The sequence below is a fragment of the Paraplanobispora takensis genome, from assembly GCF_016863195.1.
Taxonomy (GTDB): domain Bacteria; phylum Actinomycetota; class Actinomycetes; order Streptosporangiales; family Streptosporangiaceae; genus Planobispora; species Planobispora takensis.
This window is the reverse complement of record NZ_BOOK01000038.1, coordinates 130,233-151,619: the sequence shown is the minus strand read 5'-3', so window position 1 is coordinate 151,619 and position 21,387 is coordinate 130,233. Positions and strand designations below refer to the sequence as shown.

The following is a 21,387-nucleotide window of genomic DNA, read 5'->3' as shown; positions in this document are numbered from 1 at the left end:
ATCGGGTGTCCTGTTTTCCCGGCAGGGTCGTGGTCATGGAAACGACGCTGAAGGGAAAGGTCGCCCTCGTCGCCGGGGCGACGCGGGGGACGGGACGAGCCATCGCGGCGGAGCTGGGGGCCGCCGGGGCCACGGTCTACTGCACCGGCCGCAGCACACGGCAGGGCAGGTCGGAGATGGGCCGGCCGGAGACGATCGAGGAGACCGCCGAACGGGTGACGGCGGCCGGCGGCGAGGGCGTCGCCGTACCGGTGGACCACCTGGACCCCGAGCAGGTCAGGGCACTGGTGGAGAGGATCGACCGCGAGCACGGCCGGCTCGACATCCTGGTCAACGACATCTGGGGCGGCGACCACCTCACCGCCTGGAACACCCCCGTCTGGGAGCACTCCCTGGACGACGGCCTGCGCATCCTGCGCCTGGCGATCGACACCCACCTCATCACCAGCCACCACGCGCTGCCCCTGATGATCAGGAACCCGGGCGGCCTGCACGTCGAGGTCACCGACGGCACCTCGGAGTACAACCAGGCCAACTACCGGCTGTGCGCCTTCTACGACCTGGCCAAGGTCTCGGTGAACCGGCTGGGCTTCTCCATGGCCCACGAGCTGCGCCCGCACGGCTGCACCGCGGTCTGCCTGACCCCGGGCTGGCTGCGCTCGGAGGCGATGCTGGAGGGCTTCGGCGTCACCGAGGAGAACTGGCGCGACGCACTGGACAAGCAGCCGCACTTCGCCATCTCGGAGTCGCCCGCCTACACCGGGCGCGCGGTCGTCGCCCTGGCCACCGATCCGCAGCGGGAACGCTGGTCGGGGCAGTCGCTGTCCAGCGGGCAACTGGCCAAGGAGTACGGCTTCACCGACGTCGACGGCAGCCGGCCGGATGCCTGGCGCTATCTCGTCGAGGTCCAGGACCCGGGCGGGCCCGCCGACGCCGCCGGCTACCGGTGACGTCCGCCCCGACAGGTCGTACAGGACGGCTCAGTCGTACAGCGCGGCCATGCGGGCGGCGGCCCCGGCCATGAGCACGCGCAGCTCGGGGGGGTCCAGGACCTCCGCGTCCGGGCCGAAGCGCATCAGCTGGCCGTAGGCGACCTTGTAGGACTCGACGGGCAGGCGGGCGGTGACCCAGCCCTGCCCGTCGGGCTCCCCGACGGAGGCGAGCGCGTCGCCGACGGCCGCCGGATCGGCGATGAAACGCAGCATGCGCACCCCGTACGGGCTGAGCCGGACGGTGACGTGCGTGCGCAGCAGGGACCGGGCGAACTCGGCGGCCCGCTCGGACCAGAAGGCGGCCAGGTCGAAACCGGGGTCCCGGTCGAAGCGCCGCTCGAGGTGGGGGGCGACGGCGGAGAAGCGGTCCACCCGGTAGATCGCCGTGCGGGTGGCGAGGTACCAGACCCCGCCCTTGAGCACCAGCCCGTACGGCTCCAGCGTGCGCTCGGTCTCGCGATAGAGGGCGGTGACCGGGTGGTCGCCCCACACCGCGCGGGCCAGCGGGGCCAGCGCCTGCGGGGGCGGGCTCTCGCTGGCGAACCAGCCCGGGGCGTCGAGGTGGAAGCGCTGCGCCGCCGTCGCCGGGGCGTCGCGCAGGCCGGGGGAGAGCGCCGCGGCGGCCTTCAGCCGGGCCGTGGCTGCGACCTCGCCCAGCCCCATCTCGCGCAGCGCCCCGGGCACCCCGGACAGGAACAACGCCTGCGCCTCGGCCCGGTCCAGCCCGGTCAGGCGGGTGCGGTAGCCCTCCAGCAGCCGGTAGCCGCCCCCGCGCCCGCGGTCGGCGTAGACCGGGACGCCCGCCTCCGACAGGGCGGCCACGTCCCGGTGCACGGTCCGCTCCGACACCTCCAGCTCCCGGGCCAGCTCGGCGGCGGTCATGCCGCCGCGCGACTGCAGCAGCAGGAGAACCGACATCAACCTGGCCGCGCGCACCCGCCGACCCTAACGCCCGGCGCGGCTCAGTGCGGGACCACGGGCAGGACGACCGCGGAGGGACGGTCCGGGTCGTGGAAGACCTCGTGGTCGGTGGCGATCATGGCGCTGCCGGTGCCCAGCGGGTCGCCGGTGCCGAGGTTGCGCGCGATCCGCGGGTAGGCGCCGCCGGCCACGTGCACCCGGACGCGGTGGCCCCGGCGGAACCGGTGGCCGATCGGCCACAGGTCCACCTCCACCCGGCGCACGCCGTCGGCGCCCGCCACGGACACCCCCGGCGTGAGCCGCCGCACCCCCTCGCACACGTTGTAGGACGTCCCGTCGGGGTGCACGTCGCAGACCCGCACGACCACGTCGGCGTGCGGGGAGGTGGAGCGCAGGTAGATCTCCGCGCGGACCGGGCCGATCATGTCGGTGTCCCGGCGCAGTTCGGGGCCGGTGTAGACGAGCACGTCGCGCCGGGCCTCCAGGCGCCGGTTGTCGCGCGGCTCGGAGTTGCCCAGCAGCACCGGGCCGCCCAGCGCCGGGGTGGGGTGGGCGGGGTCGTAGCGATAGCGGTCCGGCTCCGACTCCACCGGGTTGTCCGGGGCGAGCCCGAAGCCCGGCCGCAGGTGCCAGCGCTGCTCCCGCACGCCGGGCACCGGCCAGTCCGGATAGTCGCGCCACTGCCCGGCGCCGGTGACGTAGAGGCGGACCGGCTGCTCCCGAACCCCCGACGGGTCGTCCATCAGGTGCGCCCGGAACCACGTCAGCGCGTCGGCCGCGGCGGCCCGCGCCTGCCGCATGTCCGCGTGGTACCACGGCCCGATCGTCAGGTACGGCCGCCGCCCCGCGGCCCGCATCGCCGCGTAGTCCTTGATCTGCCACGGCAGGAAGACGTCGTACCAGCCGCCGACCATGGTGACCTCGGCGCCGACCTCGCCCACCGAGCCGGAGAAGTCGCGCCTGCCCCAGTAGGCGGCCGGTTCGGCGTGGTGGGCCAGCAGGTCCTGGAAGAACGGCATGCCCCGGCCGGCCGACAGCACGTCCAGCTCCGCCAGCGGGCGCCCCGACAGCGCGGCCCGCCGCGTCCTGCGCGGGGCCAGCAGCGCCCCGGCGCCGCCCAGCGGGCTGCCCATCGAGGCGGTCAGCGTGGTCCAGATCAGCGACGACTCCAGCGCGAACGCCCCGCCGACGTAGGCCGCGTCGCGGAACTGCGAGGCGGTCACCGAGGTGGCCATGGCCTTCAGCTCCGGCCCGGCGAACGGGGCGAGGGCCCACTGCGTGTAGCCGAGGTAGGAGGGGCCCTGCATGGCCAGGCTCCCGCCGTACCAGGGCTGTTCGCGCAACCAGGACAGGGTGGCCAGGCCGTCGGCGTGCTCGTCGGCGAGCGGGTCGAGCAGGCCGCCCGAGCCGAACCCGCCGCGGCAGCTCTGCATGATCACCTGAAAGCCCTGGCGGGCGAACGCCCGGCCGTACATGAGCCCGAACACCCCGCGCCTGCCGTACGGCGAGCGGACCAGGATGGCGGGCGGGCGCTCCACCCCCACCGGGGCGTAGCGGTCGGCCATGAGGGCGACCCCGTCCGGCATCGGGACGGGCAGGTCACGCTGGACCGTCACCCGGTGGGCGGTCCGCGGCCATGCGATCGCCATATGTCCTCCCGGCACCGATGTCTACCGGCTGGTAACAGACATTGTCTACTTACTGGTAACAGAAGCGGGGCCGGTATGACCAGTGCTTACAGGTATGAGACATCTCATGATTCGACCGTGGCGGATTGCCTTGTCCTGACGCGATCCCAGGGGCCGCGCCCTACGGTCGCGTAGGGGGGAGCCCGCGCGGCAAACTATCGCGACATGTCATCAATAACCTCGTATGTCGCTCTTGGGGACAGCTTCACCGAGGGCTTGGACGACCACGCCGGCGGCGGAGGCTACCGGGGCTGGGCCGACCGGCTGGCCGAGCACCTGGCCGCGGGGCAGGCGGGACTGCGTTACGCCAACCTCGCCGTCAGGGGCCGCCTCATCCGCCAGATCCTGGACGAGCAGGTGCCGCGGGCCGAGGCGCTGAGGCCGGACCTGGTCTCGCTGTGCGCCGGGGGCAACGACATCCTGCGCCCGGGCACCGACCCCGACACGGTCGCCGCGCTGCTGGACACCGCCACCGCCCGGCTGCGCGCCACCGGGGCCGGGGTCGTGCTCTTCACCGGATTCGACCTCCGCCAGGTGCCGGTGATGCGGCTGGTCCACCACAAGGTCGCCGTCTACAACCTGCACATCCACGACATCGCGGCCCGGCACGACTGCACACTCGTGGACCTGTGGGCGATGGGTGTGCTGCGCGACCGCCGTTCCTGGAGCGAGGACCGCCTCCACCTGTCGGCCGAGGGCCACCGCCGGATCGCCCTGCGCGCCGCCGAGGCGCTCGGCCTGCCCGTGCGGGAGGACTGGCGGGAGCCGTACCCACCGCTGACCCCGGCGGTGTGGGCCGACGCCCGGCGCGAGGACCTGCGCTGGGCCCGGCAGTTCCTCGGCCCCTGGATCAACCGCCGCCTGCACGGCCGCTCCTCCGGCGACGGGCTGGACGCCAAGCGGCCCGAGCTCACCCCGCTGGGCTGAGCGGGGCGGCGCCGTACGGCGGGCGGCCCACCGGCCTCCACCGGTGGGCCGTTCACGTTGCATGATCACGGTCGGCGCCGGTAGTCTGGCGCACATGCGAAACGCCGATACCCTTCAGTGGTGGCGCCGCTTGTAGGCGGCGCAGGTTTTCGCATACGCGAGCAGACGGACGGCCGCCCGGGTAGGCGGCCTTTTCTGCGTCCGCCCCCGGGCATCAGGGAATCGACAAGGGGCGAGACTGCAGTGGAGACGAGCGGATATACCACCGCCGGTGGCATCGGGGTCGAGGTCTCGACGGCCGACGTGCCGGAGACCGTGCTCGACGAGGTCGTCGGCACGCTCGGTGAGCGGCGCGGCGGCGTGCTCTCCTCCGGGATGGAGTATCCCGGCCGCTACAGCCGATGGCACCTGGCCTACGTCGACCCCTGCCTGGAGATCGTGGCCCGCGGCCGCAGGATCGCCGTCCGCGCGCTGAACGCCCGGGGCCGGGTCGTGCTGCCGGCGATCGCCCCCTGCCTGCTGGCGGCCGGCGAGCCCACCGCGGAGCCGGCCCCCGACCACGTCGAGGTGTACGTCGCCGAGTCCGACGAGATCCTCCCCGAGGAGATGCGCAGCCGCCGCCCCACCGTCTTCACCGCCATCCGTGAGATCATCGCCGCCTTCAAGGGCGAGGACGAGCACCTGGGCCTGTACGGCTCCTTCGGCTACGACCTGGCCTTCCAGTTCGAGCCGATCCGCCAGGTGCTGGCCCGGCCGCAGGATCAGCGCGACCTGGTGCTGCACCTGCCCGACCGGATCATGGTGATCGACCGCAAGCGGGAGACCAGCAAGGAGTTCCGCTACGAGTTCACCGTGAACGGCGTCTCGACCCGCGGACTGCCCCGCGAGGGCGAGGTCGTCCCGCTGCCCCCGGTCCCGGCTGAGATCCCGGCCGACCCGGTCAAGGGCGGCTACGCCAAGGTCGTGGCCGCCGCCAAGGAGAAGTTCGTGCGCGGCGACCTGTTCGAGGTCGTGCCCGGCCAGGTCTTCCACGCGGCCTGCCCCGACCCGGCCGGGTTCTACCGGGAACTGCGCCGGGCCAACCCCGCGCCCTACGAGTTCCTGTTCAACCTCGGCGGGGGCGAGCACCTGGTCGGGGCCTCCCCGGAGATGTACGTCCGGGTCGGCGGCGACCGGGTGGAGACCTGCCCGATCTCCGGGACCATCGCCCGCGGCGGCAACCCCGTCGAGGACGCCGACGCGATCCGCACCCTCCTGTCCAGCGTCAAGGAGGAGTCGGAGCTGACCATGTGCACCGACGTGGACCGCAACGACAAGTCCCGCATCTGCGTGCCCGGCAGCGTCCAGGTCATCGGCCGCCGCCAGATCGAGATGTACTCCCGGCTGATCCACACCGTGGACCACATCGAGGGACGTCTGCGGCCGGAGTTCGACGCCCTGGACGCCTTCCTCACCCACATGTGGGCCGTCACCGTCACCGGCGCGCCCAAGACCTGGGCGATGCAGTTCATCGAGGACCACGAGGCCACCACCCGCCGCTGGTACGGCGGCGCGGTCGGCTACATCGGCTTCGACGGCTCCATGAACACCGGCCTGACCCTGCGCACCGCCCAGATCAAGGGCGGCGTCGCCACGGTGCGGGCCGGGGCCACGCTGCTGTTCGACTCCGACCCCGACGCCGAGGAGCGCGAGACCGAGCTCAAGGCCAGCGCCCTGCTCGGCGCGCTCGCCGCCGTCGGCGCGCCGAAGGCCGAGACCGCGGCGCCGGTCGTGGCCGAGCGCCCGGGCGAGGGCATGAAGGTCCTGCTCGTCGACCACGAGGACTCCTTCGTCAACACCCTCGCCGACTACTTCCGCCAGGAGGGCGCCGAGGTCGTCACCCTCCGGCACGGCTTCCCCATCGAGATGATCGACGAGATCGCCCCGTCCCTCGTGGTGCTGTCGCCCGGCCCCGGCTGGCCCTCGGACTTCGGCCTGCCCGCGCTGGTCGGCGAGCTGTACGCCCGCGACCTGCCGGTCTTCGGCGTCTGCCTCGGGCTGCAGGGCATGGTCGAGCAGGCGGGCGGCACGCTGGAGCTGCTGTCCTACCCCGAGCACGGCAAGCGCGGGCAGGTCAAGCGGATGGGCGACAGCGCGCTGCTGGAGGGCCTGCCCGAGGAGTTCACCGCCGCCCGCTACCACTCGCTGCACGCCAAGCAGCCGGGCGTGACCGGCTTCGCCGCCACCGCCCTGACGCCCGACGGCGCGGTGATGGCGATCGAGGACGTACGGCACCGCCGCTTCGCCGTGCAGTTCCACCCCGAGTCGATCCTCACCGCGGAGGGCGGCGCCGGAGCGAAGATCATCGCCAATGTCCTGCGGCTCTCCCGATCGGCGGGCTGAGGAGGCCGGGACGGGCAGGACGGGAGGGGCCGCCGGGCGGGCCGGCGGGCCGAAACGGCGGCGCGACCACGCTCCGTAGCCGTAGAGTGCTCTGCACGTGACACTGCGGGCGGACCGGCGGACCGGTCCGCCCGCGGCCGTGTGAGAGGAGCCCGTGATGCGGCCGCAAGAGGTCCTGCCCGCCGAGCTGACCGGTGCCCTGCCCGAGACGGTCCAGGAGGCGCTGCTGGCGCCCCTGCTGGACCACCACTGCCACCCCGTGCGCCGCGACGACCTGGCCCGGGCCCAGTTCGAGATGCTGATCACCGACGCGGACACCCCCGCCCCGCCCGGCACCACCCACTTCGACACGCCGACGGGCGTCGCGGTCCGCCGCTGGTGCGCCCCCGCCCTCGGCCTGGAGCCGCACGCGCCCCCTGCGGTCTATCTGACCCGCCGCTGCGAGCTGGGACCCGCGGAGGTCAACCGGCGGCTGCTGCGCGAGGCCGGGATCGTGGCCTTCCTCGTCGACACCGGCGGCAGCGGCCCGGAACTGCTGTCGACGGCCGAGATGGGCCGGCTCGGCGGGGCGGCGGCCGACGAGATCACCCGGATCGAGCAGGTCGAGGAGGAGGCCGCCGAGACCGCCGTCTCCGGGGTGTCCTACATCTCCTCCCTGGAGGCCGAGCTCGCCGGCCGGGCGGTGCGGGCCGTCGGCCTCAAGTCGGTCATCGCCCACCGCCACGGCCTGGACTTCGACCCGGCGCGCCCGAGCCGCGGCGCGGTGATCGCGGCCGCCAACCGGCGCCTGGCCGACCCCAAGGAACCGCTCACCGATCCGGTGCTGCTGCGCCACCTGCTCTGGACGGCCGTGGACGTGGCCAGGGAGCGCAACCTGCCGCTGCAGATGCACACCGGATACGGCGACTCCGGTCTCGATCCGCACCGGGCCGACCCGGCGCTGATGGCCGGTTTCGTCCGGGCCCTGCAGCCGATCGGCGTGCCGCTCGTCCTGCTGCACTGCTATCCGTTCCACCGCTCCGCCGCCCACCTCGCCGCCGTCTTCCCGCACGTCTACGTCGACGTCGGCCCCGCGCCGACCGCCACCGCGGCGGGCTCGGCCGCCGTCATGGGCGAGCTGCTGGAGCTCGTCCCCTTCCACAAGCAGCTGTTCGGCTCCGGCGCCCGCGGCCTGGCCGAGACCTGCCACCTCGGCGCGCTGCGCTATCGGCGCGGCCTGGCCTGGGCGCTGGCCGAGCGGCTGGCGTCGGGGGAGTGGAGCGCGGCCGACGCGGCCAGGGCGGCGCACATGGCGGGCTCGGGCAACGCCCGCCGCGTCTACCGCCTGTGATCGCACACCTGTGATCGGATCTCCTCCCGCGGGAGGAGGTGTGATCCGCGCCACAGCGGGATAATCCCGGTTGATGACTGCCATCGAGATCCGGAACCTCGCCAAGAGCTTCGGCCCGGTCAAGGCCGTCGACGACGTCTCCTTCTCCGTCGACGCCGGCACGATCACCGGCTATCTCGGGCCGAACGGCGCGGGCAAGACCACCACCCTGCGCTGTCTTCTCGGTCTGGTCACCGCCGAGCGGGGCACCGCGCTGGTCGGCGGCCGGCCGTACCCCGCCCTGGAGCACCCCCTGACCGAGGTCGGCGCGGTGCTGGAGGCGACCAGCTTCCACCCCGGCCGCACCGCGCGCGACCACCTGCGGGTGGTCTGCACCGCCGCGGGGCTGCCCGCCGCCCGCGCCGACGAGGCGCTGGAGCAGGTCGGCCTGGCCGAGGCCGCGCGGAAACGCGTCGGCGAATTCTCCCTGGGAATGCGCCAGCGCCTGGCGCTGGGCACCGCCACGCTCGGCCGCCCCCGCGTGCTCATCCTCGACGAACCGGCCAACGGCCTCGACCCCGCCGGGATCGAGTGGCTGCGCGGCTTCCTGCGCACCCTCGCCCACGACCAGGGCGTGGCCGTGCTGGTCTCCAGCCACGTCCTGGCCGAGGTCCAGCAGACCGTGGACAACGTCGTCATCATCGCCCGCGGCAGGCTCGTCCACCAGGGCTCCCTGGCCGAGCTGACCGGCAACGGCGAGCGCCCGGTCCGGGTGCACGCCGCCGAGGCCGACCGGCTGGTGCCGGCGCTGGAGGCCAAGGGCGCCAGAGTCGAGCGGGCCGGGGACGGCGCGCTGCGCTTCTACGGCGTCGACGCCGAGACCGTCGGCCAGGTCGTGCTGGACGAGCGGGTGCTGGTCACCGAGCTGGTGCGGGAGCGCTCCGACCTGCAGGAGATCTTCATGCAACTGACCAGGGAGGCGTGAGCGGTGGTGGCACTGGTCCGTTCCGAACTGCAGAAGCTGTTCACCACCCGGCTGTGGTGGATCATGCTCCTCGTCATGCTGCTGTTCACCGGGATCACCCTGGCCGTCACGATCGGGTTCGCCGGGGTGCGGACCCAGGGCGCCCCGGCCCTGCCCGGCAGGGAGACCCTGGAGTTCCAGCAGGCGGCCTGGACCTCCGGCGCCGGCTCGTCGATCTTCGTGATGGTTCTCGGCATCGTCATGATGACCGGCGAGTACCGCTACCAGACGATCACCACCACCTTCCTCACCACACCCCGGCGCGGCCGGGTCGTGACGGCCAAGCTGGTCGCCGGGCTGCTGGTGGGCGGGCTGTTCGGGGTCGCCGCCCTGCTGCTCACCGCCGCGGCGGTGATCCCGGCCGTGCTGATCTCCGGGGGCGAGGTCGTCCTGTTCGGCGGCGGAATCCCCCGGATCATGCTCGGAGTGCTGGCCACCTCGGCGCTGTACGCGCTGTTCGGGATCGGCCTGGGCGCCCTGGTCCGCAACCAGATCGCGGCCATCGTCGGGGCGATCGTCTGGGTCTTCGTCATCGAGGCGCTGTTCACGGCCATCCCCGCGCTCCAGGGTGTGGGCAAGTTCACCCCGTCCGGAGCGGCGCAGAGCCTGATCGCCGTCCGGATCGACACCGGCTTCGGCGAGGCCGACCTGCTGCCCGCCTGGGCGGGCGCGACGGTGCTGGTGGCCTACGCCCTGATCTTCGCCGTCGTCGCCTCCCTCACCACGGTCCGCCGCGACATCACCTGAGACGCCCGCGCCGTACGGCCGCCGCGACCCCGGGGCCGCCGTACGGCCCGCGCCGGAGATCCGGGAGAAAATCCTCCCCGCGGATGTCGAGAACGCCCCGGCGCCTCCGACCTCCCGGTGAAAGCGCCCGCCGGGCGCGTCACCCCACGGGGTCCCGGAGACGAAGGAGTCCGCCATGCGCAAGGTCATCTACTGGGTGCACACCTCCATCGACGGCCACATCGAGGGGCCGGACGGCGAGTTCGACTGGCCGGCCGTGGGGCCCGAGCTGTCGGCGTACTCCATCGCCCTGCAGGAGGAGGTCGACACCTTCCTGTACGGGCGCAAGGTGTGGGAGATGATGGCCGGCTTCTGGCCGCACGTGGAGTCGCTGTCGGAGGACCCCCACGACCTGGCGTTCGCGCCGATCTGGCGGGCGACCCCGAAGATCGTCTTCTCGCGCACCCTGGAGAGGGCCGACTGGGGCGCCCGCGTGATCGGCGAGGACATCGCCGGAGAGCTCGCCGCGCTCAAGCGGCAGCCCGGCAGGGGCCTGCTGCTGAACGGCGGCTCCGCTCTGGCGGCCGCCCTCACCGAGCTCGGCCTGATCGACGACTACCGCGTCGTCGTCCACCCGGTCGTCCTCGGGGGCGGCAAGCCGCTGCTCGCCGCCCCCGGCAAGCGCGTCGGCCTGCGGCTCGTCGAGACCCGGACCTTCGACTCCCGGGCCGTGATGCTGCGCTACACGCGCGCCGGCCGGGGAGAGTGACGGAGTGGCCGGGAGCTGCTTGGTGATCAACGCTAGGCTTGTAGGCTTGCCTGCGGCCCCGCCCCCGACACCGGAAGGTTCTCCCGCCGTGGACGAAAGTCAGCCGCGTTTCCTCGACGACGTGACCGTGGAGCTGGTCAAGCACAGCGCCTCGGACACCGACGTGCTCTGGGCGGCCCGGGTGTCCACCGCGGGGGAGCAGTCCCTGGACGAGATCGGCAAGGACCCCGAGCGGTCCAGGGGCCTGATCAACTATCTGATGCGCGACCGGCACGGCAGCCCGTTCGAGCACAACTCGATGACCTTCTTCGTCAGCGCCCCGATCTTCGTCTTCCGCGAGTTCCACCGCCACAGGGTGGGATGGTCGTACAACGAGGAAAGTGGGAGATATCGCGAGCTTCAGCCCAATTTCTACATTCCGGGCGTGGAGCGCAAGCTCGTGCAGGAGGGCCGGCCGGGCAAGTACGTCTTCGTCGAGGGCACCGAGGGGCAGCACAAGCTCGTCTCGGAGGCGATGGAGGCCTCCTACCGGCAGTCCTACGCCGCCTATCAGGAGATGCTGGAGGCCGGGGTGGCCCGGGAGGTGGCCAGGGCCGTGCTGCCGGTCGGGCTGTTCTCCTCGATGTACGCCACCTGCAACGCCCGCTCGTTGATGCACTTCCTGTCGTTGCGCACCAAGAACGAACAGGCGAAGGTGCCCTCGTTCCCGCAGCGCGAGATCGAGATGGTGGCCGAGAAGATGGAGACCGCCTGGGCGGAGCTGATGCCGCTCACCCATGCCGCCTTCGTCGTCAACGGCCGCGTGGCTCCCTGAGAAGCGCGGCTCCCTTCGGCTCCCGGGGCCGGGGAAACCCCGGGAACCGAAGAGGGGTCACAGCAGCGCCGCGCGCACGGTCAGCACGTCCGGCAGGTGCCGGGCGACGGTGAACCAGCTCTCGCCGTCGTCGCGCGAGCCGTACACCTCGCCGTCGCGGGTGCCGAAGAAGACGCCCGCGGGCGAGGCGCACATCGCGTCGCGCAGCACGCTGGCGTGCACCGCGTCCTCGGGCAGGCCGTCGCTCAGGGCCTGCCACGACTCGCCGGCGTCGTCGCTGCGGTAGACCCGGCAGCGGTGGTCGACCGGGGTGCGGTCCATGTCGGCGGTGAGGGGGAAGACGTAGACCGTGTCGGGCCGCTCGGGGTGCACGACCAGCGGGAAGCCGAAGTCGGAGGGGAGCGTGTCGCCGATGGAGGTCCAGGAGCCGCCGAAGTCGTCGCTGCGGTAGACGCCGAAGTGGTGCTGGAGGAACAGGCGCTCGGGGCGGGCCGGGTGCATGGCGACCTTGTGCACGCACTGGCCGTACTCGGGGTACTGCGAGCCCTCGGGCATGAACGGCGCGCGGATGCCCTGGTTGGCGGCCTCCCAGGAGGCGCCGGCGTCGGTGCTGCGGTAGAAGCCGCCGGTGGAGACGGCGACTCCCATGGTCTTGGGGTCGGTGGGGTGGGGCAGCACGGTGTGCATGCAGAGCCCGCCGCCGCCGGGCTGCCACCTGGCGCGGTGCGGGTGGTTCCACAACCCCTCGACCAGGGAGTATGTGGCGCCGCGGTCCTCGGAGCGGAACAGCGCGCCCGGCTCGACGCCGGCCCAGACCACGTCCGGCTCGCTCGGGGAGGGCGTGAGCTGCCAGACGCGCGCCAGAGCGGCGCCGGTCTCCTCGGGGAAGGCGATCGGCGGCCTGTCGGCCTCCTGCCAGGTCGCGCCGAGGTCGTCCGACCACATCACCGACGGGCCGAAGTGGCCGTATTCGATCCCGGCCAGGATCCGGGGCGCGGAGCCGCCGGAGTCGGTCGCCCGGGTGTCGAGCGCCACTGAGGGCACCCCGATGGTGGAGAAACGGACCGGCTCGACCTCGAACGGGCCGCCGCCGGTGGAGCGGGCCAGGAAGAGGCCTTTTCGAGTGCCGACTGCCAGGAGTGCGTCGCCCATACTCGTCTCCCTTCGGTTCGGCTTCATGATTCCACGGCGGTTCCTTTCTCGCACGTGTTTCCGATCGGCGCGGCGTGTTCGAACGGATCTTCGTGTCAGGGAGGGGTGGTCCGGACGGAGGGGGGTCCGGGCCCTGTCGGACAGTCAGAACTCGCCCAGCGCGATGTCTCTTCGGATGTTGGCCAGCGGTACGCCGCTCCACTGGAGCCTGCGCACCGCCTCGTTGACCATCTCGGACGGCCCGCAGACGTAGACGTCGTGCTCGGACCAGGAGTGGAAGCGCTCCATGACCTCGGGCAGCCGGCCCCGCATGCCGTCGTACCCGGCGTCGTCGGAGACCACGGGCAGCACCCGCAACCACGGGAAGCTCGACTCCATCCGGATCAGGTCCGGCAGGTCGTAGAGCTCGTGCGCGTGGCGGGCGCCGACCAGCAGATGGATGTTGGGCCGTCTGCCGGAGGAGATCACGTGCTCCACGATCGCCTTGAGCGGTGCCAGGCCGGTGCCCCCCGCCACGCACAGCATGTCCCGCCCCGAGTCGGAGGGGGTCATCGTGCCGACCGGCGGGCCGAGCATCACGGTGTCGCCGATCCGGGTGTGCTCCACCAGCGCGGTGGAGACCCAGCCGCCGGGCACGGCCCGGACGTGCAGGCGGACCGTGTTGTCCTCGCGGGGCGCGTTCGCGATGGAGAACGTGCGCCAGACGCGGGGCCAGCGTGCGGTCTGCACGTTGACGTACTGCCCGGGGACGAACGGCATGCGCTGGCTCGGGCGCAGGGTGATCACCGCGATGTCCCGGGTGCGGAGCTCGTGGTCGATCACCTCGGCCAGCCACCAGGCCGGGGAGACCCCGGAGTCGGCCTCGGCCGACTCGATCATGGCGTTGGCCGCGGCGGTGTAGGCGGACACCCACGCCGCCTCGATCTCGGCGGTCCAGACCTCGGCGGCAAAGCGCCTGACCGTGGCCAGCAGCGCGTTGCCGATGGCGGTGTAGTGCTCGGGGATCACCCCGTACTTACGATGGTCACGGCCGAGCTGGCCGAGATAGGAGGCCAGGCCGTCGGGGCTGTCGAGACTCCAGACGATCCTGGTGAGCGCGCCGAACAGGCGGTCGCGCTGGACGTCCATCGCCGGCGGGAACATCCCCCGCAGATGCGGGTTCTCGGCGAACAGGCGGCCGTAGAAGTACGCCGCGGCCCTGTCCGCCACGGGCTCGATGACGGCGAAGCTCTCCTTGACGAGATGCGGATTCAAAGACATGTAACAGAACCCACCCTAATTGACCGGATCGGCGTCCGGTCCTGCAGATCCACCTCCCTGACGGTCCGGGTAATGAGCGCCCCGGCGGCCCCGGCGCACCTGAGCACTCGAATTTAAGTCTTCCATCACCATCCGGACGTCACAACCGATTCCCTCCAATATGGTGCGCGATTGAACTCTCTGTAATTACAGAGTTATTTTTTGTAACACTCTGCTAAGTTTCGGATGCGATAAGCGAATTCGATTCATGTTCAATCTGATATCGGCATTTACCGGATTCGGAAATCATTGTCATCTCCGTGAACCGGCCTCGAGGTCCCCAACCTCTCCGCCGTGCCGAGGCGGGCCGCTTCCCGACGAGATGACACTGATACCTGGGATACGTGACATGGGGGAAATGGTGTACGCCATGATGGGACTGCTGCTGGAGATGGGATGGGTACCGCCGAAGCGGGCGGTACGACTGTGCGCACGGCCCCTGGAGATCGCATGTCCCGACCCTTGATCGGTATCACCGCCTACCTCGAAGCCGCCCGCTGGGGCACCTGGGTCCGGGAAGCGGTCCTGTCCCCGCCGGCCTACGCCCGCGCGGTGGAGAAGGCCGGGGGTGTCCCGGTCCTGTTGCCTCCGCTCGGCATCGCCGGGGTCGACGACTGCGTGCGCGGACTGTCCGGCCTGATCCTGGCCGGGGGCGCCGAGCTCGACCCCACCCTGTACGGCGCCGCCCGCGACGACCGGTCCGAGGAGCCCCAGCCCCACCGCGACCGCTTCGAGCTGGCCCTGGCCCGCGCCGCCGTGGCCGCCGACCTGCCGCTGCTGGCGGTCGCCCGCGGCATGCACGTGCTCAACGTCGCCCAGGGCGGGAGCCTCATCCCGGACCTGCCCGCGGTGGTCGACCACGATCGGCACGAGGAGAGCGGGCGGGCGCACACCATCCAGATCAGCGTGTCCAGCAAGCTGGGCAAGGCCGTCGGCGACCACGCCGAGGTGACGGCGCCCCACCGGCAGGCGGTCAAGCGGCTGGGCACCGGCCTGCTCGCCGTGGCCTGGGCCGACGACCAGATCGTGGAGGGCGTCGAGCTGCAGGGCCACCGCTTCGGCGTCGGCGTCCAGTGGCACCCCGAGCGCGAGTCGGACAACCGGCTGGTCGAGGCGCTGGTCGAGGCCTGCGCCCACTGAGACCGGGCCGGGAGGCGGGGGGTATGGTGCGATCATGGCGCTGCACCCCCAGGCCGAGGCCTACCTGAAGCTGTTCCCCACCGATCTGGGCACGCCCCTCTCCGAGCTCGCCCCCGAGAAGATCGCCGAAATGCGGGCCCTGGACGGCTTCGCCGAGCAGCGGGGGCCGATCGTGCCGCTGCCGGTCGTGCGTGACGAGCTCGTGCGCGGCGGGACCCCGGTCGGCGTGCCGGTCAGGGTCTACCGGCCCGTCGAGGACGACCGGCCGCTGCCGGCGATCGTCTACTTCCACGGCGGCGGGTGGGTCTTCGGCAGCGTGGCCCGCAACGACGCGCTCGCCCGGGACCTGGCGGTGCGCAACGGCGCGGTGGTGATCTCGGTGGACTACCGGCTCGCCCCCGAGCACCCCTTCCCGGCCGCGGCCGACGACGGCTGGGCCGCGGTCAGGGACGTCTTCGTCCGGCCCGAGGCCTATGGGGCCGACCCGGAGCGGATCGCGCTGGTCGGCGACAGCGCGGGAGGCAACATCGCCGCCGTGGCGGCCTGGCTGGCCAGGGACGCCGGGCTGCGGCCGGTGCACCAGGTGCTGGTCTACCCGGTGCTCGACGTCGCCATGGACACCCCCAGCTACCGGACCTACGCCACCGGCTTCGGCCTCGGCGCCGACGAGATGGCCTGGTTCGCCCGGCAGTACGGCGGGGACCCGGCCGACCCCAGGCTGGCCCCGCTCCGCCTGGCCGACAAGGCGGGCCTGGCGCCGGCGACGGTGATCGTCGCCGAGTGCGACCCGCTGTGCGACGAGGGCGAGGCCTACGCCGCCCGGCTCGCGGCGGCCGGGGTGCCGGTGGAGGTACGGCGTTACGAGGGGGCCGTCCACGGCTTCTACGGCCTGCCCGGCTTCTTCGACCAGGCGATCGAGGCGCGCGAGTACGCCGCCGCGCGACTGAAGGAGGCGTTCCGGTGAAGGACTACGAGAAGCTGAAGATCGACTGGGCGGCCGACGGGGTCCTCAGGATCGTGATCAGCGAGCCGCGCCGTCTCAACGCGGTGGACATGACCGGCCACCGCGAGCTGGCCGAGATCTGGCGCGACGTGGACCGCGACGACGACGTGCGCGCCGTCGTCGTCCGGGGGGAGGGCGAGGCCTTCTCCGCGGGCGGCGACCTGTCGATGATCGAGGAGATGATGCGCGACCACGGTACGCGCATGCGCGTGTTCACCGAGGCCCGCGACATCGTCTACAACGTGCTCGACTGCTCCAAGCCGGTCGTCTCGGCGATCCAGGGCCCCGCGGTCGGCGCCGGGCTCGCGGTCGCCCTGCTGGCCGACATCTCGGTGGCCGGGCGCAACGCGAAGATCATCGACGGTCACACCCGGCTCGGCGTCGCCGCCGGCGACCACGCCGCGATCGTCTGGCCGCTGCTGTGCGGCCTGGCCAAGGCCAAGTACCACCTGCTGCTGTGCGAGCCGGTCACCGGCGAGCAGGCCGAGGCGATGGGCCTGGTCAGCCTCTGCGTCGACGACGGGCAGGTGCACGAGAAGGCCCTGGAGATCGCCGTCCGCCTGGCCGCGGGGTCGGCCGAGGCCATCCGGCTGACCAAGTACTCCCTGAACAACTGGCTCCGCCTGGCGGGGCCGTCCTTCGACGCCTCCCTGGCCATGGAGTTCCTCGGCTTCACCGGGCCGGACGTGGCCGAGGGCGTGCGGGCCGTACGGGACAAGCGCCCGCCGCGCTTCACCTGACCGTCCGAGGCCGGGCCCCGCCTCCCGCGGCGGGGGCCGGTCAGGCCGGGTCGGGCAGGCGGCCGATCACGCTGTTCTGCACCCGCTGGAAGATCACCGAGGTGCGGAACCCGGCGATCTCGCGACGCTGGCTGAGCTGGTCGAGCAGGAAGCCGTGCAGGTGGTCCAGGTCCTGCACGGCGACGTGGAGCAGGAAGTCGTCGCCGCCGGCCAGCACGAAGACGCTCAGCACCTGCGGCAGGCGGCTGACGGAGTCCTTGAAGGACTCGATCACGGCCCGGCTCAACGGGCGCACCTGGACCGAGACCATGGCCTGGACGCCGCGGTTGAGCGCCGCGTGGTCGATGTCGGCGTGATAGCCGCGGATCACCCCCCGTCGGGTGAGCGCCCGGACCCGCTCCAGGCAGGTCGAGGGGGCCACCCCGAGCGCACGGGCGAGCTCCCGGTTCGACTGCCGCGCATCCGTCTGGAGAAGGCGGATGATTTCCGCATCAAGTTCGTCCACGCCGATGATTCTGCCCCGATTCTGATCAAACGTTCGGCGGATCGCCTTATTCGACGCTCGTTTGGCTACCTTCCCTGGCGAGTCGCCGATCGAGGGAACAGGTGGTGGACGATGCCGGAGACAGCGCGGAGACCGGGTCCAGGTCCGGGGCCGGGGTGGCGAGCGGCGGGGGCCCGGAGTGCGGGTCCGGGGCTGGGGATGGCCCGGGGGACGGGGCTGTTCCTCGGGGCGGTGCTCGGGCCGGGGGTGCTGGCCCTGCCGCATCTGGCCGCGGCCGCCGCCGGGCCCGCCTCGGTCGTGGCGTGGGCCGCCCTGCTGGCGCTCAGCGTGCCGGTCGCGCTGACCTTCGCCGCGCTGGGCGGCCGCTTCCCCGACGGCGGCGGGGTGGCGACCTTCGCGCGCCGGGCCTTCGGGCCGCGGGCGGCGGCGGTGACCGGGTGGTGGTTCTACTTCACCGTCCCGATCGGGGTGCCGGCCGCCGCCATGATCGCCGGTGAGTACGTCGCCTCGGGCCTGGGCCTGGGACCGGCCGGCACCGTGGCGGTGACCTGCGCGCTGCTGGTCGCGGCGTTCGCGGCCAACCACGCGGGCCTGCGCTTCTCCGGCGGGCTGCAACTGCTCCTGGCCGGGCTGCTGGTCGCACTCCTGGTCGCCGCCGTCGCCGCGGCCCTGCCCGCCGTACGGCCGCAGGCGTTCACGCCCTTCGCCCCGCACGGCTGGAGCGGGGCCGCCCACGCGGCCGGGGTGCTGTTCTTCGCCTTCGTCGGCTGGGAGGCGGCCAGCCACCTGTCGGCGGAGTTCGCCGACCCCCGCCGCCACCTGGTGCGGGCCACCGTGCTCACCCTGGCGATCGTCGGCGTCCTCTACCTGGGGCTGGCGGTGACCACGATCGGCGTGCTGGGCGAGCGGGCGGCGACCTCGCCGGTGCCGCTGGCCCTGCTGCTGGAGCACGGCGCCGGGCAGGCGGCCCGTCCGGTCACCGCGGTGGTGGCCCTGCTGCTGAGCTTCGGCGCGATCAACACCTACGTCGCCGGAGGCGCCCGCCTGGGCGCCGCCCTGGCCCGCGACGGCGCCCTGCCCGCCCGGCTCGCCGGGCCGCCGGCCCCGGCCGGCCGGGACGGCGGCGGGGCGGGTGACCCCCTGCGAGGCCCGGAGACGGGTGACCCTCTGCCGGGTCCGGAGGCGGGCGCTCCCGTGCCGGGGCCGGGGGAGAGGGCGCCGCATCGGAGCCTGGCCGCGCTGGCCCTGATGTCCGGGGTGCTCACCGCCGTGGCGCTGGCATACGGGATCGGGCTCGACCCGCTCATGCGCGCCACCTCGGCCTGCCTGGCGGCGGTCACCGTGGTGGGCGTGGCCGCCGCGACCCGCCTGCTGGCCGGGGCCGGGCGCCGCACGGCCGTGGTGGCCACGGTCTTCACCCTCGTGCTGCTGGCCTCCTGCGGGCCGTACCTGCTGGTCCCCGCCGCCCTGGCCGCCGCGGGCCTGGTGATCTCCAGGCTGGGGCGGGCGGCGGGAACCTCCCGGATCCGGGTCTTCCGGGTGGGGCCCGGAAGCCCTCCCGGCACTCCCTAGAAGCGCTTGTGCAGGGAGGCCAGGCCGGGCTCGAAGATGCCGCGGGCGAAGATCTTGCTCATCTTCGCCTCGTCGTCGGAATCGAAGGAGGCCGACCACTCGACGAAGGAGCGGCCGCTGTCGGTCACCGGGGCGACCCGGTAGGTGGCCCGGTAGTTGCTGACCGGCAGCGGGCACTCGATGATCTCGTAGGTCGCCGACCGGGAGGTGTCGTCGAGGGTGAGCAGCCGCTCCCGGAACAGGCTGTCGCCGGCCTGGGCCCGGCGGATCGCGCCGGGCTCGGCGGCTCCGCCTCCCTCGATCTCGCAGCTGGTGACGCCGGGCAGCCACTCGGCCAGGTTGGCGAAGTCCCTGAGGTAGTCCCACACCTTGTCGGCCGGTGCGTTGATCACGGTGCTGGCGTAGACGGCCATGGACGCTCCTTCGCGTTCCTCTGCGTTCCTTCACGTGCGCTTCCGGACCAGCCAATCGTCCGTCAGCCTGGCCCGGGCCGCAAACGGCTCAGAAACTCCGGGGCAGCCCGAGCACCTGGGTGGCGAGATAGTTGAGCAGCAGTTCCTCGGTGACCGGGGCGACCTTGCCGATGCGGGCGTCGGCCAGCAGGCGGGCGACGGGATACTCCAGCGAGTAGGCCATGCCGCCGTGGGTCTGGAAGGCGTGGTCGGCCGCCTCCCAGGCCGCCTGCGAGGCGGTCAGCTTGGCGATGTTGGCCTCGGTGCCGCACGGCCGCTGGTTGTCGAAGAGCCAGGCGGCCTTGTAGAGCATCAGCCTGGCCAGCTCGATCTTGGCCTTGACCTGGGCGAGGGGGAAGGCGATGGCCTGGTTGGCGCCGATCGGGCGGCCGAAGACCTCGCGCTCCTTGGCGTACTGCACGGCCACCTTCAGCGCCACCTCCGCGCCGCCGAGGGCGGAGGCGGCCAGCAGGATGCGCTCGGGGTTGAGGATGTCCCACAGCACCGCGGCGCCCTGGTCGACCTCGCCGACGACGTTCGCGGCCGGCACGCGCAGGTCGTCGATGAAGACCATGTTGGACGGGGTGGTGTTGGCGCCCATCTTGGGGATCGGCTGGAAGGAGAGCTGCCCGGCGGCCACGGCCTCGGGCACGTTCACCAGCAGGACGGTCATGCCGTGGGTGCGGGGCTTGGCCTCGGCGGCCGGGACGGTACGGGTGACCAGGAGCATCCAGGTGGCGCGCTGCACGCCGGTGATCCAGATCTTCTGGCCCTTGACGACGAACTCGTCGCCGTCGCGCCGGGCGAAGGTGGAGATGCCCAGGGCGTTGGAGCCGGCGTCCGGCTCGGTCAGGGCGAAGCAGGTCTCGATCTCGCCGGTGGCGAGCCTGGGGAGCAGCTGCTCGCGTTGCCGGCGGCTGCCGTGCCGGGCCAGGGTCATCGCGCCGAAGCCCGGCGTGAGGACGTAGGTGAACGCCGATCCTCCGGCGGAGCCGGACGCGGAGAGGGTCTCGGTGGCCACGGCCAGCTCCAGCAGTCCCTGTCCGCCCCCGCCGTACTCCTCGGGTACGGCCAGGCCCAGCCAGCCTCCCTTGGCCAGCTCCGCCCAGACCTCCTCGGGCCAGCGCTTGTCGGTCTCGCAGCGCTGCCAGTAGTCCAGGTCGTAGCGCGCGCAGATGTCGGCGATGCCGCGCTGAACGGCCAGGGCGCTGTCCGGGAGCGTGAAGTCCACCGTGATCAACTCCATTCTAGTTGCGTGCGCAATCGTAGAACGAAGTTCGGTTCAGGGGCGAGTGTTTCCCGCCGCCGATCGGAGACGGCCGTGCGGACGCCGGGGCGGCACGGACGGAGGGCTACACGCGGGGCCGGCGGGAGTGGTAGACGAAGGCCGGGGGGATGTTGCCCCAGACCGTACGCCCCAGGACGACCTCCTCGAAGACGCTCTCCAGCCGCCGGCGGAAGCGCCGCGCGGGCGGCAGCCGCTTGGCGAAGCTGTAGGCGAAGGTGGTGAAGGCCGTGTTCGGCCCCATGGCCGTGGCCACCGCGTCCAGCAGCTCGCCCTGCGTCCGGTCGGAGAAGGCGGCCCAGGGCAGGCCGCTGACGATCGCGTCGGCGTACGGCAGGCCGCGCTCCCGGAGCAGGCCGGGCAGCGTGGCCGCGTCGGCGACCATGACCTCCACCCGGGGGTGGCGGGCGGCCAGGAACTCCGCCAGCTTCGGATTGATCTCGACCGCCAGGTGGTGCCCACGCCCGCCCAGGCGCCGCTGGATCTCGGCGGTGAACGCGCCGGTCCCGGGCCCGAGCTCGACGATCACCGGCTCGCCCCGGTGGGGGACCGGCGCCGTCACGGCCTCGGCGAGCCTGCGGGAGCTCGGCGCCACCGCTCCGGTGACCCCCGGAGAGCGCACCCACTGACCCAGGAAGAGCGTGGTGTCGTTGGTCATGAAGTGAAGATTAGGGTCTCTTTTGAGAT

20 protein-coding genes are annotated in these 21,387 nt (G+C 72.6%); 12 read left to right on the top strand and 8 right to left on the bottom strand.

The window, feature by feature from the left end:
* The first annotated feature begins 35 nt into the window (after positions 1–35).
* A complete protein-coding gene (locus tag Pta02_RS26840) occupies positions 36–950 on the top strand; it encodes an SDR family oxidoreductase (RefSeq protein ID WP_203877710.1) in 915 nt (304 codons plus the stop codon).
* Positions 951–980: 30 nt separating this feature from the next.
* Here the strand turns inward: Pta02_RS26840 and Pta02_RS26835 are convergent, their stop codons facing one another.
* Both Pta02_RS26835 and Pta02_RS26830 read right to left on the bottom strand, forming a co-directional pair.
* Positions 981–1,928, bottom strand: coding sequence for a helix-turn-helix transcriptional regulator (locus Pta02_RS26835; protein ID WP_203877709.1), 948 nt, complete (start codon positions 1,926–1,928; stop codon positions 981–983).
* A 26-nt stretch (positions 1,929–1,954) separates the two neighbouring features.
* Positions 1,955–3,562, bottom strand: coding sequence for a CocE/NonD family hydrolase (locus tag Pta02_RS26830; RefSeq protein ID WP_203877708.1), 1,608 nt, complete (start codon positions 3,560–3,562; stop codon positions 1,955–1,957).
* Positions 3,563–3,766: 204 nt separating this feature from the next.
* Here Pta02_RS26830 and Pta02_RS26825 point away from each other — a divergent pair, with 204 nt between their 5' ends.
* From Pta02_RS26825 to thyX, 7 genes are all read left to right on the top strand, one after another.
* Positions 3,767–4,528 (top strand): SGNH/GDSL hydrolase family protein, encoded by a 762-nt coding sequence (locus tag Pta02_RS26825; RefSeq protein ID WP_203877707.1) that lies wholly within the window; start codon positions 3,767–3,769, stop codon positions 4,526–4,528.
* A 243-nt stretch (positions 4,529–4,771) separates the two neighbouring features.
* Positions 4,772–6,910, top strand: coding sequence for an anthranilate synthase component I (locus tag Pta02_RS26820; RefSeq protein WP_203877706.1), 2,139 nt, complete (start codon positions 4,772–4,774; stop codon positions 6,908–6,910).
* Positions 6,911–7,067: 157 nt separating this feature from the next.
* Positions 7,068–8,240: an amidohydrolase family protein gene (locus Pta02_RS42025; RefSeq protein ID WP_203877705.1), complete on the top strand. Its 1,173-nt coding sequence runs from the start codon at positions 7,068–7,070 to the stop codon at positions 8,238–8,240.
* A gap of 73 nt (positions 8,241–8,313) precedes the next feature.
* Positions 8,314–9,204, top strand: coding sequence for an ABC transporter ATP-binding protein (locus Pta02_RS26810; protein WP_203877704.1), 891 nt, complete (start codon positions 8,314–8,316; stop codon positions 9,202–9,204).
* Positions 9,205–9,210: 6 nt separating this feature from the next.
* Positions 9,211–9,990, top strand: coding sequence for an ABC transporter permease (locus Pta02_RS26805; RefSeq protein WP_203877703.1), 780 nt, complete (start codon positions 9,211–9,213; stop codon positions 9,988–9,990).
* 175 nt (positions 9,991–10,165) lie between these two features.
* The gene (locus Pta02_RS26800; RefSeq protein WP_203877702.1) at positions 10,166–10,738 is read left to right on the top strand and encodes a dihydrofolate reductase family protein; all 573 of its coding nucleotides are present in this window, start codon (positions 10,166–10,168) and stop codon (positions 10,736–10,738) included.
* Positions 10,739–10,826: 88 nt separating this feature from the next.
* A complete protein-coding gene (gene thyX / locus Pta02_RS26795; protein WP_203877701.1) occupies positions 10,827–11,552 on the top strand; it encodes an FAD-dependent thymidylate synthase in 726 nt (241 codons plus the stop codon).
* Positions 11,553–11,609: 57 nt separating this feature from the next.
* Here thyX and Pta02_RS26790 read toward each other — a convergent pair whose 3' ends face one another.
* Both Pta02_RS26790 and Pta02_RS26785 read right to left on the bottom strand, forming a co-directional pair.
* Positions 11,610–12,704: a WD40/YVTN/BNR-like repeat-containing protein gene (locus Pta02_RS26790; protein ID WP_203877700.1), complete on the bottom strand. Its 1,095-nt coding sequence runs from the start codon at positions 12,702–12,704 to the stop codon at positions 11,610–11,612.
* A gap of 144 nt (positions 12,705–12,848) precedes the next feature.
* Positions 12,849–13,964: a globin domain-containing protein gene (locus tag Pta02_RS26785; protein WP_203877699.1), complete on the bottom strand. Its 1,116-nt coding sequence runs from the start codon at positions 13,962–13,964 to the stop codon at positions 12,849–12,851.
* A 489-nt stretch (positions 13,965–14,453) separates the two neighbouring features.
* Between Pta02_RS26785 and Pta02_RS26780 the strand changes: the two genes are divergently transcribed.
* From Pta02_RS26780 to Pta02_RS26770, 3 genes are read left to right on the top strand one after another with little or no spacing between them, the layout of a single operon-like run.
* The gene (locus Pta02_RS26780; protein WP_203877698.1) at positions 14,454–15,143 is read left to right on the top strand and encodes a gamma-glutamyl-gamma-aminobutyrate hydrolase family protein; all 690 of its coding nucleotides are present in this window, start codon (positions 14,454–14,456) and stop codon (positions 15,141–15,143) included.
* Positions 15,144–15,177: 34 nt separating this feature from the next.
* Positions 15,178–16,107, top strand: coding sequence for an alpha/beta hydrolase (locus tag Pta02_RS26775; RefSeq protein WP_203877697.1), 930 nt, complete (start codon positions 15,178–15,180; stop codon positions 16,105–16,107).
* Entirely contained in the window at positions 16,104–16,886 is a 783-nt protein-coding gene (locus Pta02_RS26770) for an enoyl-CoA hydratase/isomerase family protein (RefSeq protein ID WP_203877696.1), read from the top strand. Before Pta02_RS26775 ends, Pta02_RS26770 begins: the two co-directional genes overlap by 4 nt.
* Before the next feature lie 40 nt (positions 16,887–16,926).
* Here the strand turns inward: Pta02_RS26770 and Pta02_RS41435 are convergent, their stop codons facing one another.
* Positions 16,927–17,391 (bottom strand): Lrp/AsnC family transcriptional regulator, encoded by a 465-nt coding sequence (locus Pta02_RS41435; protein ID WP_239131244.1) that lies wholly within the window; start codon positions 17,389–17,391, stop codon positions 16,927–16,929.
* Positions 17,392–17,589: 198 nt separating this feature from the next.
* Here Pta02_RS41435 and Pta02_RS26760 point away from each other — a divergent pair, with 198 nt between their 5' ends.
* A complete protein-coding gene (locus Pta02_RS26760; RefSeq protein ID WP_239131243.1) occupies positions 17,590–18,963 on the top strand; it encodes an APC family permease in 1,374 nt (457 codons plus the stop codon).
* Here Pta02_RS26760 and Pta02_RS26755 read toward each other — a convergent pair.
* The 3 genes from Pta02_RS26755 to Pta02_RS26745 all read right to left on the bottom strand — a co-directional run bounded on the left by Pta02_RS26755 (position 18,960) and on the right by Pta02_RS26745 (position 21,358).
* On the bottom strand, positions 18,960–19,376 hold the full coding sequence (locus Pta02_RS26755) for an SRPBCC family protein (RefSeq protein WP_203877693.1): 417 nt from the start codon (positions 19,374–19,376) through the stop codon (positions 18,960–18,962). The two genes, Pta02_RS26760 and Pta02_RS26755, sit on opposite strands and share 4 nt — an antisense overlap.
* A gap of 88 nt (positions 19,377–19,464) precedes the next feature.
* The gene (locus Pta02_RS26750; protein ID WP_239131242.1) at positions 19,465–20,661 is read right to left on the bottom strand and encodes an acyl-CoA dehydrogenase family protein; all 1,197 of its coding nucleotides are present in this window, start codon (positions 20,659–20,661) and stop codon (positions 19,465–19,467) included.
* Between the two features lie 106 nt (positions 20,662–20,767).
* Complete coding sequence (locus tag Pta02_RS26745) at positions 20,768–21,358, bottom strand: class I SAM-dependent methyltransferase (protein WP_203877692.1); 591 nt, start codon at positions 21,356–21,358, stop codon at positions 20,768–20,770.
* Positions 21,359–21,387 lie beyond the last annotated feature (29 nt).